The sequence below is a fragment of the Paenibacillus sp. FSL R7-0340 genome (assembly GCF_038002205.1).
GTDB lineage: Bacteria > Bacillota > Bacilli > Paenibacillales > Paenibacillaceae > Paenibacillus > Paenibacillus polymyxa_B.
Map to the genome: position 1 here is coordinate 245,156 of NZ_JBBOBY010000001.1, position 14,417 is coordinate 259,572.

The following is a 14,417-nucleotide window of genomic DNA, read 5'->3' on the forward strand; positions in this document are numbered from 1 at the left end:
ACATAATACCATGTCTAATTTACCAAATTGTCCTGAATGTAATTCAGAATACACTTATGAGGATCGCAGTCTTTTCATTTGCCCGGAATGCGCTCATGAGTGGTCTACCGAGTCAGAAGCAAGCAGTGAAGACGTAAAGGTTGTTAAAGATGCGAATGGTAACATCCTGCAGGATGGTGACTCTGTAACTGTCATTAAAGACCTTAAAGTGAAGGGAAGCTCATCCGTCTTGAAAATCGGCACCAAAGTAAAAAACATCCGTCTGGTAGATGGCGATCACGATATTGACTGCAAAATTGATGGTTTTGGAGCAATGAAGCTAAAATCGGAGTTTGTAAAAAAGAATTAAAATGTAAGAAAGGAGAAGCCGAGGGCTTCTCCTTTTTTATTTACAATGGTGCTAACCATACGGTTCCCGTTCCCCTGTACACATTTACCAGCCCTTCGCCGGAAGCAGCCGAGCCCATTTTGGTTTTCCCGGATTTTTCGACGGTGAACTGTAAGGTATTGGACCACATGAGGGCAAAGTTACCATCCACCTTCAGCACATCATTTTGCAATTCTATAACGACCGCTTCCTCAGAAGGGATTGGAGCTTGAAGTGCCAGAACTCCTTTTCCGCGGGCGCTTAAATTAAATAACCCTTCTCCACCCAGTGCAGCAGAGGAAAGATTACTACGTGCAACGACGGAAATGTCCAGCGTCGTGTCACAAGCCAAAAACAAGCCGTCTTCGATGGCAATATCATCATTGTCCACATCAATAAGCCAAATATATTGGTAAGTAGGCTCCAGCATAATCGTACCCGTGCCTCTATAGTGTGGTTTAATGGCACCTGTTCCCGTTACAGCACCGGACACCAAGTTTCGCATTAAGCCTCCAACGCCTTTTACACCAGTAGTCATTTCCATGCTACCCACAGTATATTGCATGGCTCCCGCCTTCATCATAATCTCACTATTGTTGATTTCGATCATGAGCTGTTTGCGGCGCATATTACTTTTGCTCATATAGTAATTGTCTTTCGCAGCCATAACCGAGGTAGAACTCAAATCTGTTATGTATTCTAGTACCGTAAATCCACCTAATTGGTCAGTCATGGCAACATTGCTGTTATCCTTTAAATTGTTAATGACAAAAGCCATAAATGTATGTGCCTCCTTGTTGTATTCATGTTGTGGGGATGGGAATCTTCTTTATTCCATAAAATATTCGACAAAGAGACTTCTTTTCCTGCGGCGAATCTGGACACTTCCCTTGGCTGGTTTTCAGACTCAAAAAAGGAGAGCTTGAAAAAGATGTGAAAAAGGTTCAATATAAAGATATCGGTTTTTAAAATGATTGGCTTCGAAAGCAGTCGTATGAGAATAGGGCATGAAAATAGGGGGTAGAACAAGTGGAGATAGGTATAAGCACGTTTGTAGAAACAACGCCGGATACCCAAACGGGTGAGGTTATCAGTCACGCACAACGTATACGTGAAGTGGTCGAGGAGATTGTGCTTGCAGATCAGGTAGGGCTGGATGTGTACGGCGTGGGGGAGCATCATCGTAAAGATTATGCGGCATCTGCTCCGGCTGTTATCCTCGCTGCTGCAGCAGCACAGACCCAACGAATTCGGTTAACCAGTGCAGTTACGGTGCTTTCATCGGATGATCCCGTACGTGTGTTTCAAGATTTTGCTACACTGGACGGTATTTCGAATGGACGAGCTGAGATTATGGCAGGCCGAGGTTCTTTTATCGAATCGTTTCCGTTATTTGGGTATGATTTGGATAACTACGATGAATTATTCGATGAAAAGCTGGAGCTGTTATTGAAAATCCGAGAATCCGAGAAAGTCACCTGGAAAGGCGGACATCGGCCGGCAATCAACAATTTGGGTGTGTATCCGCGTCCAGTTCAAAATCCTTTGCCCGTATGGATTGGGAGTGGGGGCAATCAGGAATCTGTGGTTCGTGCAGGCTTGCTCGGGTTGCCGCTGGTTCTGGCGATTATTGGGGGTAGTCCTGTACAGTTTGCCCCGTTGGTGGAACTGTATAAAAAAGCCGCTAGGCATGCCGGTCATGATGCATCGCTGCTTCCGGTTGCATCACACTCGCATGGTTTTATCGCAGAGACTACTGAGCTGGCAGCGGATAAGTTCTTCCCTTCCACTCAGCAGAGCATGAATGTGCTTGGGCGTGAACGTGGTTGGGGCCCTTACACTCGTTCCAGCTTCGATGCCGCACGCAGCTTTGAAGGAGCGTTGTATGTAGGCGATCCCGATACGGTTGCCAAGAAAATCATTCATCTGCGTAAACAGGTAGGCATTACACGTTTTCTGTTGCACGTGCCCGTCGGTACGATGCCGCATGATGATGTCATGAGAGCTATTGAGCTATTGGGAACAGAGGTAGCACCACGGGTTCGTAAAGAGATATCCAAGTGGGAATCCGAGAGTAAATAAGCGGTTACCTCATAGATAAAAGAGAAAGGAGCAGGCCATGGGGGTGAGGTCGCTCCTTTTTTGGGTTCTAAAAAACTATATGCGAGCTGATCAGATCATTTTTTATTTGGTCCGTTTTTTATGCGCAATACGTTTTTGCAATAAAGTTTTGCCTTGTTTTAGTCTCTTAGGTGTTGCAGGAACTCTGCGCAAAATAGGTTTCTCTTGGGTTGCTTTGGAAGGCAATGTCATGCGGAGTGTGGATGATGCAGGTTTTCTTTGACTGCTACTCGTTACAAAGTTGATGGTGTAGTCCAAGACGAACGGACTAACTGCGATTCTCCGCAGTCCCACGCTTCTACAAGTGGTACAGCCTGTATCCCAGCACCAATTGAAGGCATTTTCAGGAACTTGAGTGAAATATGAACCCCGCCATTCGCGTCCAAAATCATCTTCAGCGTAATAGAAGAACGTATTACCTCCTGCGAAGCCGCTCCAAACCTGAATAGTCTGTCCGGGGTTAACACGGTACCAGCCTGCTTTAGAGTAGTTAACAGGAGTACAGCTGAAGTCCGGGTAGGCAAAGACTACAAAGATAGCTGCACTAGTACTGTTGCGAAAATTGAGACCCATTGTCGTCACTTCTTTCCTCATATAGTAATTTACAGTGTATCCTATGAGAATTTTGAAAGAAGGGAACGGACAGGAGTCTCTTAATCGCTGAAATTGAACCATTTGCTGATGTCTATTTTGTGATGTTCATGCATAGATCGCCATTCGTTTGATTCTGGTTGATAGGTATAATCTTTTTGCCAGGTCATGATGTTTTCCACGATTGCCCGTATGGAAGAGGCGATATAGGAGACTTCCTGATTCGTCATCATGGGATGGAGCGACAGACGCACCCAGCCCGGTTTTCGAGATAAGTCTCCCGCATGGATCAGGTCTGTCATTTGTTTAGATGTTTGCTGGTCGATGCCCAGCAAATAATGTCCGTAGGGGCCTGCACAAGAGCAGCCGCCCCGGACCTGAATGCCAAACCGATCATTCAATAGTTTCACAATCAGGTTATAGTGAATATGGCCGACAACGAAAGAAACGATTCCCATTCGTTCTTGGCTACTTCCTCCTAAAATGTGTAGGTCTGGTATGGTACTCAAGCTCTTTAGTAATAGAGATGTCAGTTCCTTTTTGCGCTCCAACAGGCGCTTCTGTCCCATTTGTTCCTTCAGCCGAATGCAGAGCGCCGTTCGAACGGCCTGTAGAAAAGCAGGCGTCCCTCCATCCTCACGGGCTTCAGTATTCTCTTTATACTCGTATCCACCCCAAGGATTGGTCCAGCTAACTGTGCCCCCTCCGGGCTGATCCGGAGCACAATTGAGGCACAGCCTCGAATCCACAATTAAAACGCCACTTGTACCGGGCCCCCCAAGAAATTTGTGAGGAGAAAATACAATCCCGTCCAGTTTCTCAAGGGGATCTGTACGGTGCATGTTGATCTCGGCGTAAGGTGCGCTTGCCGAAAAATCAACGAAACAAATGCCACCATGTTCGTGCATTTTGCGCGCTAGCTGGTAAATCGGTACTTCGAACCCTGTAACATTGGAGCAGGCGGTAAAGGCGCCGATTTTGATAGGGCGATGCTGGAATTGAAGCAGCAGTCGTTCGAGATGAGTTGGATCGACAATTCCGCCGGGACCCGGAGGAAGACACACAACGTCTCCAATGGTTTCTGCCCAGGAAATATGATTGGAATGATGCTCCATGTGTGTAACGAAAATAACGGGACGTTCTTTTTCGGCGATGGGGTAGAGGGGCTTTAATTTTTCATGTATTTTCAATCCTAACAGTCGCTGAAGCTTATTCACTGCACCTGTCATACCAGACCCGGCGAACAGGATGATATCATGTTCATTAGCATGAACGTGGCTTTTAATGATTTGTTTCGCTTCTTCATAGGCTTGGGTCATCAGAGTTCCTGTCAAATTAGACTCCGTATGCGTGTTCGCCACAAAAGGGCCTAATTCATTAGCTATTTTCGACTCGATGGGTCCATACAGACGGCCGCTGGCTGCCCAATCCGCATAAATCAGCTTTTTTTGCCCATATGGAGATTCAAAGGTCTGGTGATATCCGATTGTACTTTCACGATACCTTTGGAAATAAGCCTCGTTAGAAGGCTGATACCTACAATTACTGCTTCCAATTCGAGCCATGAGCATACGGCGCCTCCCAAGTCGTTCTGTCTTCTTAGGGTACGTAGGTAGGCCCGAATAGGTTAAAAAAAATAGGCGAGTGTCATCATTTAGTCACAATAAAAGCCTCATCCAACAGCCGGATAAGGCGCAAGTCTATCTTATATAAACAACTGCATATCGGATTCGAGCGCATCTTTTAAATACGTTTTGGCCTCGATAATTTCCAGTTCAGGTATAAATTCTTCCGGTTTAAAGCCCATAATATCGACCGATAGCTTACAGGCATAAAATTTCACATTTTTCTTCCGTGCTCCTTTTAAGAAATGAATGAGCTTCGGGGCTTCGTTATCTTCGATCATTTCCGTCAGCATCAGCTTGCCAAGGCCGCTAAAATTCATTTTGGATAATGGCAACTCTTCGGGTCCTTTTGGAGTCATCCAGCCCATGATTTTTTCATAAATCGTCTTGTCCTCAAACGTCATCTTGTCAGGATCACGAACCAGAAATAGTCCCCAGAACGCAAAAAACATCGTCACGTCCACGTCCAATTCCCGCGCTGTATTTGCCAGAATCAGTCCAGCCATTGCCTTATCATAATCGCCGCTGAACATAAGCAGATTCATCCTTTTATCCACAATTCCCGCCTCCATTACCAACAGATATATTCAGTATGGATTTGGGAATGAGAAGTATGCCCAGTTCACATATCGCTCACAATTGCAGGGCATGTGTCGGATCAAGATCACTATTCACTATATGTTATTATTATCTATGGAAATTACATAGCACCATTGTTTTATGAAATATTAGGATAATTGAGAAAGGAACGGGTTTGAAATTTATGAAAAAAACATCGTCTATAATGATTTTATTTTTATTGCTGATTGTGACAGCATGTGGAACCCATCAAGAGAAGAATACGGATTCATCTTCAAAAGCTTCGATCTCCAAAAATTTGTCCTCCGAGCAACCGATAAATTCTGAACAGAAGAAGGATAGTGCAACTAATGCAGGCCAATCTATGAAAGTAGTCGTACCTAAAGAAAAAGCTATTATACGTTCAGAAGAAGGAAATTCGTTAGTTCATGCAGATTGGACGTCAGGCCAACCTGATGTGGAGTTACCTCTCCAAATGGGCGAAACTAAGGCTGAACTTGTATTAGGGATGGATCATCCTAACGGGGTGAAAACGTTGGTGATATTCCCTTCCGAGTCTACAGGTTGGCCGCTCGACCTGTCTTCAACTGGAGAATCGGAAGCCTTTGACGAGTTTGGGGAATTGAAAGCAGGCTATAGGCTTCAAGCGAGCGTTTACGACTTTGATCATGATGGAACTAACGAGTTAATCATTGCAGCGGGTGACTTATCTACGAATACTGAGATATGGGTTTTTTCATTTACAAATGTAGAAAACATTAAAAAGATAGATCCCTTTCATCAGGAGTTAGCTGTAACAGGACAATCCTATATTACTTTGAATGGACATGAATTAGATGTGCCTTATGGTTCTCAAGGTTTATTTGAGACTTATAAGTATGTAGATAAAGAATTTCTTACTCCTGTAAAGTAGCCCACCGTTACCAATGTCATATCTACAAACCGCTCCTATTCTGTATAATCTCAAGGGAATTCAAGACATAAGCCTGAGATCGGGAGGATCATGAGAAAGTGAGTATAGACAACAAATATAAAGCACTTGAACTGGAAAAGCCGGGCATCTACGAGCTGGAGGGACTGGAAGTCGGGGTCACCTCTAATTGCAACTTCAAGTGTGATTACTGCTGCGCGTATCAGCGGAACGATGGGCAATGCATTAGCAGCAAAGAGGTCATTGATATTATTGATGATATTCCAACGTTAAAACGTGTGCGACTGTCCGGGGGAGAAGTGACCTTGAAGTATGAGGATTGTCTGGACATTGTGGCTCACTGTTCAAGCAAGGGCATCGCTACCCAGCTCAATACCAATGCCAGCTTGCTCATCCCTGAACGAATTGAGAAACTGCGTGATGCAGGACTTTCCAACATTCATATCTCTTTCAACTTCACGGATGCCGATAAATATGCAACCTATTATCATGTTCATCCTCGCATGTATGAGAAAATCGTTCAAAATATCCGATTATGTACCGAAGCCAAGCTGGAAACGGTGCTGGAGACGTTGCTGTTTGCGGAGACGCAGAACAACATGCCAGCGATTAGCGAAAAGGTATATGAACTCGGTGTGCGCATCCATGAAATCCAAAACAGCATTGTGATGGATCATACGAACTGGAATGCTATTTCCACCAAGGAAGCGCTCGTCCGTTCCGTTCATGACCTGATTGCACATAAAAAAGATGATACTGTGTTGTATTTCACCTGTATGGACCGTTTTGCAGAAGCGCTGGGCTTCAAGGAACAGCCTGGTGTTTATTTTTCCAACTGTGTTGATGGTAAAAAACAGCTCCATCTTCACGGGAACGGGGACATCCTGATCTGTGAGCTATGCCATCCTGTGGTCATCGGCAATATTTATAATGGAACATCCCTAAAGGATATTTACAAAAATAAACCGAAGCAGCTTCAGGAGTTTCTCGACAAACTGCCTTGTCCCGCATATGATGCGCTTTTTCCTGTAGGAAGCAAGTAAATATGATTTGAGATTGTGAGGCTATAAGCATCTACCACCCTAACAGTTAGGGTGGTAGATATCCTTCATATAACTCCATGAGTCCTTTATCAATGATTTTAATGAAAGGGTTTACATGTTAAAATATAAAAATATGATCTTCTTATGAAAGAAGGAGTAGATATGAAATATAGAAATGTAGGCAACAGTGGTCTTAAAATTAGTGAAATCGGTCTGGGTAGCTGGTTAACGTACGGTACAGCTGCCGAGCAGGAAGCAGCTCATACCTGTATTGCCAAAGCCTTTGAACTCGGGATTAATTTCTTTGATACCGCGAACGCGTATAACCGGGGAGAAGGCGAGAAGGCTATGGGAGCTGCCTTGAAGCCTTATCGAAGAGAGAGCTATGTGTTATCTACCAAGGTTTACTTCCCTATGGATTCTGGTCCCAATGACAGGGGACTGTCACGCAAGCACATTATGGAGCAATGTGAAGCGAGTCTGAAGCGTCTTGGCACGGATTATATCGACATGTACTTCTGTCATCGTTATGATTCGGGTACTCCTTTGGAAGAGACGCTGCGAGCGCTTGATGACCTTCAGGCTCAGGGTAAGATTCTATACGCTGCTGTCAGTGAATGGAGTGCTGCCCAGCTCACGGATGCCTATGGGATTGGAAAAAGGCTGAATTTGCGGCCACTGATTGCCAATCAGCCGATCTATAATATGTTCGAACGTTATATCGAACATGAGGTACTTCCCGTATCCGGGCAGGTAGGTATCGGCCAAATTGTATTTTCGCCTCTGGCCCAAGGTATCCTCACGGGTAAATACAAGCCTGGACAACCTTTACCGACGGGCAGCCGCGGAGCTGATGCCTCTGTCAATAATGTCATCAGCAGTTACATGAACGATACCGTTCTAAACTGTGTTCAGGATCTGGATAAGCTGGCGAAGGATTTGGGTATCACCCTGTCACAGCTCGCGCTTGCCTGGATTCTGAGAGAACCGGGTATCAGCGCTGCGCTCATTGGGGCCACTAAACCGGCACAAATCGAAGAAAATGTAAAAGCAGTCGAAGTGACGCTGCAACCGGAGACATGCGCGGAAATTGAGCGGATTCTCAAGCAAGCAGAGGGTTTTGAACCTTTGCGTTAAGCGTTCACATGAGCCTCTGTAGAGAGGAACCATTAATGAAAAAGTCTCGCTCTTCCTGTGCGTAACAGAGAAGGGCCAGACTTTTTAACTTGCTTCAAGCATGGCATAAATACCTGAAACGACACTAAATACAATCCCGCTTACTAAAACAAGGATTTGCTTCTTACTGAGATCCAGCGGATCAAAAAAGATAGGCAACAGCCATTTTAGGCTGATGACAGCCCATAAGCCCTCCAGTAACCCTAGCAGCAACACCTTTTGTCCCCAGTGAAACTTCATTTGCGGTGTTAGCGGACCTTCAAGAAACTGGTCACCTGAAGTGTGGAGATTCCAAGAAACAATAACTACGAATATAAGGAGAGTTAATAGGGTTGACATAATATAGGTGATATCTTTTTTAGCCTTTTTCGTGAGTTTCGGCGATCTTTTAAACTCAGGAAAGCCAATCAGGAAAAAGACGATTCCTACGATAATAGCCACGCCTACAGAGGAACCGAGTATGATATTGGCTACGATGCCGATGCCATTGATGATTAACAATAAAATAAGCTCTCCCCCTTTGGGGTAACGATGATAGTTATTTTATTGTACACATAGGAACGAAAATGCTCAAATATTTGGAAAAGCCCCAGCGCTTTCGCCTGGGGTTTTTTTTTCTTTTTGCCGATTACAATGCTGATTTAATGACCTTTTTATAATACAGGATGGATAGTATCCCGAAAATGGAATATAAGGCGGTGTACAGTACCATAACGATGATCATAGGCATCCAAATTTCAGTTCCAAACAAGAACCAGCCGGATTGAACGGCAAAATAGCTGTGTGAAAGGCCAATTACTAGTGGAATGCCGAAGTTAAAGAGTTGTTTTATTTTAATGCCTCTAAGCAGGTCATTTTGGGTGAACCCTAACTTTCTTAACACGGTGTAATTGGCTTTTTCGTCTTCGCTCTCATCCATTTGCTTAAAATAAAGGATGCAGCCTGATGTAATGAGAAAGGTCAGTCCTAAAAAGCCAACTACAAACATGATCACTCCCATGTTCCGCTTCTGATTGCTGCTCATTTCAAGGCGTGATGTTTGTTGATCATTAAAATTCGCAGCTGCAAAGAGACGATCGGCTTCTTTGATCTGTTCTGCATTTATCATATCAATTCCAATATATAAGGATGACTTCTTTTGAATCTCAGGATTTGCATCTTTCTTTAGCCGCTCAAAGATAGTTTCGTCTACAATGACAGAGGGTAATCCACCGGCTGTGAAATAGTAGGGAATCACGTACTCCTTTTTTAGACCCACATATTGTTGGTGTATGACTTCCTTATTTCCCTTCAAATCCAATGGACCTGAGTTTTTCAAGGACATAAATTTCTGTAACAAATCATTATAGCCCGTTAAAATCGTTTGGCCTGGAGATACATCCGTACCCTTCACAGATTGATCGCTTATGACAGGCAACGTCATGGAATTCGCACCGATATTTAATCCTTCCAGAGGAGTGTCCATAATTTGCGCTGTGTTCACGCTGACTTGAATAACTTCAATTTTCTTTTCTAGATACTTTATGTCATGCTCCTGAAGTAACGTTTTGAATTTCTCAGCCTCCGGTACATTCGTCATTGCAAAATGGGAAGGCACATTGTCCTCAGCTGCTTGATCCGCAGAATAATAGGCGATATAGCTTAAGGAGAGTAAACCGATGGCAAGTGCCGATACCGTCGTAATAATGGTCAACAACAAAGCATTGGATTTCATACGGAACATAATGGATGAGAGAGATAGCACCTCATTAATGTTCAAATAGCCGCCTTTACTTTTTCTGATGATATTGGAAATAAAGCGGATAGATCCTTTATAAAAAAGGAGTGTTCCGATGATGACAGTGCCCAAAATAAACACCATAGCCATAAACAATTCATTCATGGATGTAAAGTCTCCGCCAAATAATTTGGAAGAAACATAGTATCCTAAAGCGATGAATGAAACTCCAATGATCCCGATGATCATCTCATAGATAGATATTTTTTTGATTTTCCCTTCGGTGGTTGAGGTTACTCTGAACAAAGACAAAATACTCTGTCTTTTGATAAAGGAATAATTCATGAGCATGATCAACAGATAGATGATACCAAAAACGATGAGTGTTTGAATAAGTGCTTGGTTAGAGAAATATAGAGTGGCAATGGCTTCGACGCCCGTCGTCTTAAATAAAATCATGATCACTAATTTGGAAAAGGAAAATCCAACCCCAATTCCGATGAATAGTGAACTGAAGTATAGAATTAAGTTTTCAGCACTCAGGATGCGAAAAATTTTATTTTTAGTCATTCCGATCAATTGAAATAGGCCAATTTCTTTGCTGCGTCTTTTTATAAAGATATTATTAGCATACAAAAGGAAGATGCAGACAATGGCGACCAGTAAAACGGAAGCTGCCCGTATGGAGGCTGCACCTTTAACAGAACCCTTCACTTCGTCCATGGAGGGATCGTATTGTAATGTGACAAAAGCGAAATAGAGCGCAACACTGAAAATGAGAGCAAAAACATAAAGGTAATAATTTTTCAGGTTTTTCTTCAAATTTTTTAGAATGAGCAGATTAATGTTCATATTGGACCCCGCCTAAGACCCCTTGGGTTTTCATGATATCCTGGAAGAAGCTTTGTCTTTCCTGCTCGCCTTTGTGAAGCTGCGTATACATTTGCCCATCTTTAATAAAAATGACCCGACTGCAATGGCTGGCAGCGACAGGATCATGCGTGACCATAATAATGGTTGCCTTGCGTTTTTGATTCAACTGGCCCAGCTTATTTAATAAATCGGAAGCCGACTTGGAATCCAGCGCACCCGTAGGTTCATCGGCAAAAATAATACTGGGCTCATGAATAAACGCTCTGGCCGCAGATGTACGCTGCTTCTGTCCACCCGAAATTTCATTGGGGTATTTGTCCTTGAGCTCATAAATTCCCAGTTCTGTAGCTACTTCCTGAAATTTTTGGTTGGCTTCTTTTTTAGGGGTTTTGGTGATGGATAACGGTAAGAGGATGTTTTCCTTCACAGTTAGCGTATCCAGCAGATTATACTCTTGAAAAATAAAGCCTAAATGCTTTTTGCGAAATTCAGCCAGTTGCTTTTCTTTCATTTTCGTCATTTCGATATCATTGATTTTAATGGAGCCTTGGCTCACTTTATCAATGGAGGAAAGAACATTCAGCAGTGTGGTTTTACCTGAGCCGGAGGCTCCCATAATACTGACAAATTCTCCTTCTTCAATGACGATATCTATTCCCTTCAAAACCTCCTGCATATTTAACTTATTACCGTAGCTTTTATGAATTTTATGGGCTTCTAAAATACTCACTTCGATGCACTCCTTATTGTTCTTGTAGCCTTATTATAAAAATAGAGCCGATGTTTTTCCTTTGATTGGGCGAACAATACATAAAAGCATGTGACATCTCTGTCACATGCTCACCATGCTCACGAAATCATTTCGTTTGGGGAAAATTAAAGTGAAGGTTGTACCCACGTTCGGTTTGGAGTGCACATCTATATGTATGAGCAAGGACTGTGCTGCCTTTTTCGTTAAATATAACCCCATACCCGTTGAAGTATGATCAGAATGTTGGGTTGTGGAGGTAAAACCTTTCTCGAAAATACGGGGTATATCCTTCGGATCAATACCGCGCCCAAAGTCTTGGACCTCAAGCTGTATTCGATCCCTTTGTTCATAGCTGTGAATGATAATATCACTGGCATCGCTATATTTGATGGCATTGGTTAAGAGCTGTCTGATGATAAAAGCCAGCCATTTGGCATCACTCAGCACTTCCATGTGCTCCAATTGGATGTCAAAACCGATCCCTTTTTGGATGCACCATGACTGTAATGCTTTGATTTCATTAAAAACCAGAGATTTTAAATTCACTTGCTCGACATACAGATCATTTTCAATAAAGGATATGCGTTTGTGATGGAGCTGCTGATCCAGCAGTAAGTGGATTCGTAGCCATTCATAGGTTAACTGAGCTTTTAGGGGCTTATCGTCCAACCGCTCAATCATCAAATGCATGGTGGTCAAAGGTGTTTTTACCTCATGAATCCAGGATAATAATTCATCTTTTTCATGTTCAAGTGTCAATTGATTTTGCGAGATGATCTGTTGTAACCGTTCGGTCTGGTCAGTGATTTTTTGTTCAATGATTTGCTCAAACGGACTCTCCGGTTCGCCTATACCCGTTAGTTCAAGAGGGCTCCTCCATTCTTCTAGTGTGGTATAGAATTTGATTTCCTTGGGATAGCGAATGATTAAAAAAACCAAGAAAATCATCATGGATAAGAAGACAATATAAAGGATGGGCATTAACGGAATTGCTGCATCCACATAAGCAATGAACAGGATCAGGAATTGCTGGCATACAAACAGTAGAATCCAGCTTCGCCTCTCTATAAGATATTTTTTAATCATAGGAAGGTGCCTCTTCTGTAGCCATGTAGCCTTGCCCGACTTTCGTTTCAATGAAACGGCCCAAATCCAGCTCGTCTAATTTTTTACGCAGGCGGTTCAAGTTGACGGTCAGGGTATTGTCGCTGACAAAACGTTCATCATCCCAGAGGCTTTTAATTAATTCCTCTCGTGCGACAATTTTATTTTTTTGTTCAATCAGCAGCTTCAAAATAAAAATTTCGTTCTTGGTTAATTCGATGGAGCCAGCCTCATTGGCTACTACGTTTTTTTCATAATCGACCGTCGCTCCACGCCATGTTTTCAGGGAGACAGGTTCTGTATTGTAATTATATACGCGGCGGAGTGTCGCCTGTAATTTTGCGATGAGTACATCAAAATGAAACGGTTTTTGGATAAAATCATCCGCGCCAAGCTGCATCGACATCACCATATCCGTAGGATGATCCCGTGATGATAAGAAAAGAATGGGCACGTTAGAGTGGGATCGAATCATTCGACACCAATGAAACCCATCAAATTTCGGCAATTGAATATCTATCACGACCAGGTCAGGCTTTATCGTTGTGAATTCCTGAATGACTTTATTAAAATCCTGGATGCCATACACATCATAGTTCCATTGAGTTAACCGATCCTTCATTTCATGGAACAAAGTTTCATCATCTTCAATTAGTAGGATTTTGAACAACGATTTCACCACTTTAACCTTTTTTTAGGATTTTGCAACTCCCCTTTTATAAAGTGTATAGCAAAAATTGTATATGTGCTACATGTGTGGATTCAACTTGATACTGCGATAATCTGCTGTTAATAGTTGAGGTTTATAGTGGGGTTTATATTGACTATCTCATATATGTTAAAGGATGGATGCAATGATGGGAATTCACACGTATTTTCGGTCGCTAAATGAGCTGGAAAGAATCATCCGTTGTCCGGGTAAGTTTAAATTCGAGGAACACAGCGTATCGGCACATTCTTGGAAAGTAGTACAATACGCTAAAACGCTGGCTGATATTGAAGAGAGAAATGGTGTCAGTATTGACTGGAAAAAGCTATACGAGATTACGAGCAGTCACGATTACGGGGAAATTTTTATTGGGGACATCAAAACGCCTGTTAAGCATTCCTCTAAGGAACTACGATTATTAATCCAGCAGGTCGAAGAAGGTATGATTGAGTATTTTATTGAAGAGAATATTCCCGAGGATTTTAAAGCTATTTTTCGCAAACAGTTACGTGAAGGCAAAGATAATTCAGTAGAAGGTTTGATCCTTGAAGTTGCTGACAAGATGGATCAGGTGTACGAAGCATTTGCCGAACTACAGCGGGGAAATACTGAAAAAGAATTTATAGTCATGTATCGTAATGCGCTTGTGAAAATCAAGAATATTCAGTTACACTGTGTTGATTATTTTTTGGAAAATATCCTGCCCGATATGGTCAAGGAAGAAACGCCTTCATCCATTGATATCAAAAAGATTACGGAAGAAGCCTTAGCTCTGTAAATGAATTTCCCTACCGTCCAGAAGCTACTGAAGCGCTTCTGTTCATACATAA

At 42.8% G+C, this 14,417-nt stretch carries 15 protein-coding genes; 6 read left to right on the forward strand and 9 right to left on the reverse strand.

What is annotated here, in order from left to right; all coding sequences use genetic code 11:
• Nucleotides 1-10: 10 nt before the first annotated feature.
• Nucleotides 11-349 (forward strand): zinc ribbon domain-containing protein YjdM, encoded by a 339-nt coding sequence (locus MKX59_RS01065; RefSeq protein WP_013312677.1) that lies wholly within the window; start codon nucleotides 11-13, stop codon nucleotides 347-349.
• Between the two features lie 40 nt (nucleotides 350-389).
• Here MKX59_RS01065 and MKX59_RS01070 read toward each other — a convergent pair whose 3' ends face one another.
• Entirely contained in the window at nucleotides 390-1,145 is a 756-nt protein-coding gene (locus tag MKX59_RS01070) for an AIM24 family protein (RefSeq protein ID WP_028540921.1), read from the reverse strand.
• A gap of 251 nt (nucleotides 1,146-1,396) precedes the next feature.
• Here MKX59_RS01070 and MKX59_RS01075 point away from each other — a divergent pair, with 251 nt between their 5' ends.
• The gene (locus tag MKX59_RS01075) at nucleotides 1,397-2,449 is read left to right on the forward strand and encodes an LLM class flavin-dependent oxidoreductase (RefSeq protein WP_053326455.1); all 1,053 of its coding nucleotides are present in this window, start codon (nucleotides 1,397-1,399) and stop codon (nucleotides 2,447-2,449) included.
• A 102-nt stretch (nucleotides 2,450-2,551) separates the two neighbouring features.
• Here MKX59_RS01075 and MKX59_RS01080 read toward each other — a convergent pair whose 3' ends face one another.
• The 3 genes from MKX59_RS01080 to MKX59_RS01090 form a co-directional block, all read right to left on the reverse strand.
• Nucleotides 2,552-3,061, reverse strand: a complete 510-nt coding sequence (locus MKX59_RS01080) for a DUF1036 domain-containing protein (protein ID WP_028540920.1) — start codon at nucleotides 3,059-3,061, stop codon at nucleotides 2,552-2,554.
• A gap of 80 nt (nucleotides 3,062-3,141) precedes the next feature.
• Nucleotides 3,142-4,650, reverse strand: coding sequence for an aminotransferase class V-fold PLP-dependent enzyme (locus tag MKX59_RS01085; protein WP_340857362.1), 1,509 nt, complete (start codon nucleotides 4,648-4,650; stop codon nucleotides 3,142-3,144).
• A 134-nt stretch (nucleotides 4,651-4,784) separates the two neighbouring features.
• A complete protein-coding gene (locus MKX59_RS01090) occupies nucleotides 4,785-5,261 on the reverse strand; it encodes a DsrE/DsrF/DrsH-like family protein (protein ID WP_023991039.1) in 477 nt (158 codons plus the stop codon).
• 206 nt (nucleotides 5,262-5,467) lie between these two features.
• Here MKX59_RS01090 and MKX59_RS01095 point away from each other — a divergent pair, with 206 nt between their 5' ends.
• The 3 genes from MKX59_RS01095 to MKX59_RS01105 all read left to right on the forward strand — a co-directional run bounded on the left by MKX59_RS01095 (nucleotide 5,468) and on the right by MKX59_RS01105 (nucleotide 8,394).
• Entirely contained in the window at nucleotides 5,468-6,196 is a 729-nt protein-coding gene (locus MKX59_RS01095) for a hypothetical protein (RefSeq protein ID WP_068939343.1), read from the forward strand.
• A gap of 98 nt (nucleotides 6,197-6,294) precedes the next feature.
• Nucleotides 6,295-7,257 carry a radical SAM protein gene (locus MKX59_RS01100; RefSeq protein WP_340857364.1) on the forward strand — a complete coding sequence of 321 codons (963 nt, stop codon included), beginning with the start codon at nucleotides 6,295-6,297 and terminating at the stop codon, nucleotides 7,255-7,257.
• Between the two features lie 162 nt (nucleotides 7,258-7,419).
• Nucleotides 7,420-8,394 (forward strand): aldo/keto reductase family protein, encoded by a 975-nt coding sequence (locus tag MKX59_RS01105; RefSeq protein ID WP_023991035.1) that lies wholly within the window; start codon nucleotides 7,420-7,422, stop codon nucleotides 8,392-8,394.
• A gap of 84 nt (nucleotides 8,395-8,478) precedes the next feature.
• Here MKX59_RS01105 and MKX59_RS01110 read toward each other — a convergent pair whose 3' ends face one another.
• From MKX59_RS01110 to MKX59_RS01130, 5 genes are all read right to left on the reverse strand, one after another.
• Nucleotides 8,479-8,934 (reverse strand): hypothetical protein, encoded by a 456-nt coding sequence (locus tag MKX59_RS01110; RefSeq protein ID WP_235322344.1) that lies wholly within the window; start codon nucleotides 8,932-8,934, stop codon nucleotides 8,479-8,481.
• A gap of 127 nt (nucleotides 8,935-9,061) precedes the next feature.
• The gene (locus tag MKX59_RS01115) at nucleotides 9,062-11,002 is read right to left on the reverse strand and encodes an ABC transporter permease (RefSeq protein ID WP_340857366.1); all 1,941 of its coding nucleotides are present in this window, start codon (nucleotides 11,000-11,002) and stop codon (nucleotides 9,062-9,064) included.
• Nucleotides 10,992-11,753, reverse strand: coding sequence for an ABC transporter ATP-binding protein (locus tag MKX59_RS01120; protein WP_028540913.1), 762 nt, complete (start codon nucleotides 11,751-11,753; stop codon nucleotides 10,992-10,994). The genes MKX59_RS01115 and MKX59_RS01120 overlap by 11 nt, the downstream gene beginning before the upstream one ends.
• 102 nt (nucleotides 11,754-11,855) lie before the next feature.
• Nucleotides 11,856-12,860, reverse strand: a complete 1,005-nt coding sequence (locus tag MKX59_RS01125; RefSeq protein WP_023991031.1) for a sensor histidine kinase — start codon at nucleotides 12,858-12,860, stop codon at nucleotides 11,856-11,858.
• On the reverse strand, nucleotides 12,853-13,548 hold the full coding sequence (locus MKX59_RS01130) for a response regulator transcription factor (protein WP_023991030.1): 696 nt from the start codon (nucleotides 13,546-13,548) through the stop codon (nucleotides 12,853-12,855). Before MKX59_RS01130 ends, MKX59_RS01125 begins: the two co-directional genes overlap by 8 nt.
• A gap of 187 nt (nucleotides 13,549-13,735) precedes the next feature.
• Here MKX59_RS01130 and MKX59_RS01135 point away from each other — a divergent pair, with 187 nt between their 5' ends.
• A complete protein-coding gene (locus MKX59_RS01135; protein WP_023991029.1) occupies nucleotides 13,736-14,365 on the forward strand; it encodes a YfbR-like 5'-deoxynucleotidase in 630 nt (209 codons plus the stop codon).
• Nucleotides 14,366-14,417 lie beyond the last annotated feature (52 nt).

Coding starts and splice junctions, on each gene's coding strand:
- MKX59_RS01080 (WP_028540920.1), bottom strand. CDS start 3,061: ATGGGTCTCAATTTTCGCAACAGTACTAGTGCAGCTATCTTTGTAGTC.
- MKX59_RS01085 (WP_340857362.1), bottom strand. CDS start 4,650: ATGCTCATGGCTCGAATTGGAAGCAGTAATTGTAGGTATCAGCCTTCT.
- MKX59_RS01070 (WP_028540921.1), bottom strand. CDS start 1,145: ATGGCTTTTGTCATTAACAATTTAAAGGATAACAGCAATGTTGCCATG.
- MKX59_RS01105 (WP_023991035.1), top strand. CDS start 7,420: ATGAAATATAGAAATGTAGGCAACAGTGGTCTTAAAATTAGTGAAATC.
- MKX59_RS01135 (WP_023991029.1), top strand. CDS start 13,736: ATGGGAATTCACACGTATTTTCGGTCGCTAAATGAGCTGGAAAGAATC.
- MKX59_RS01125 (WP_023991031.1), bottom strand. CDS start 12,860: ATGATTAAAAAATATCTTATAGAGAGGCGAAGCTGGATTCTACTGTTT.
- MKX59_RS01065 (WP_013312677.1), top strand. CDS start 11: ATGTCTAATTTACCAAATTGTCCTGAATGTAATTCAGAATACACTTAT.
- MKX59_RS01115 (WP_340857366.1), bottom strand. CDS start 11,002: ATGAACATTAATCTGCTCATTCTAAAAAATTTGAAGAAAAACCTGAAA.
- MKX59_RS01095 (WP_068939343.1), top strand. CDS start 5,468: ATGAAAAAAACATCGTCTATAATGATTTTATTTTTATTGCTGATTGTG.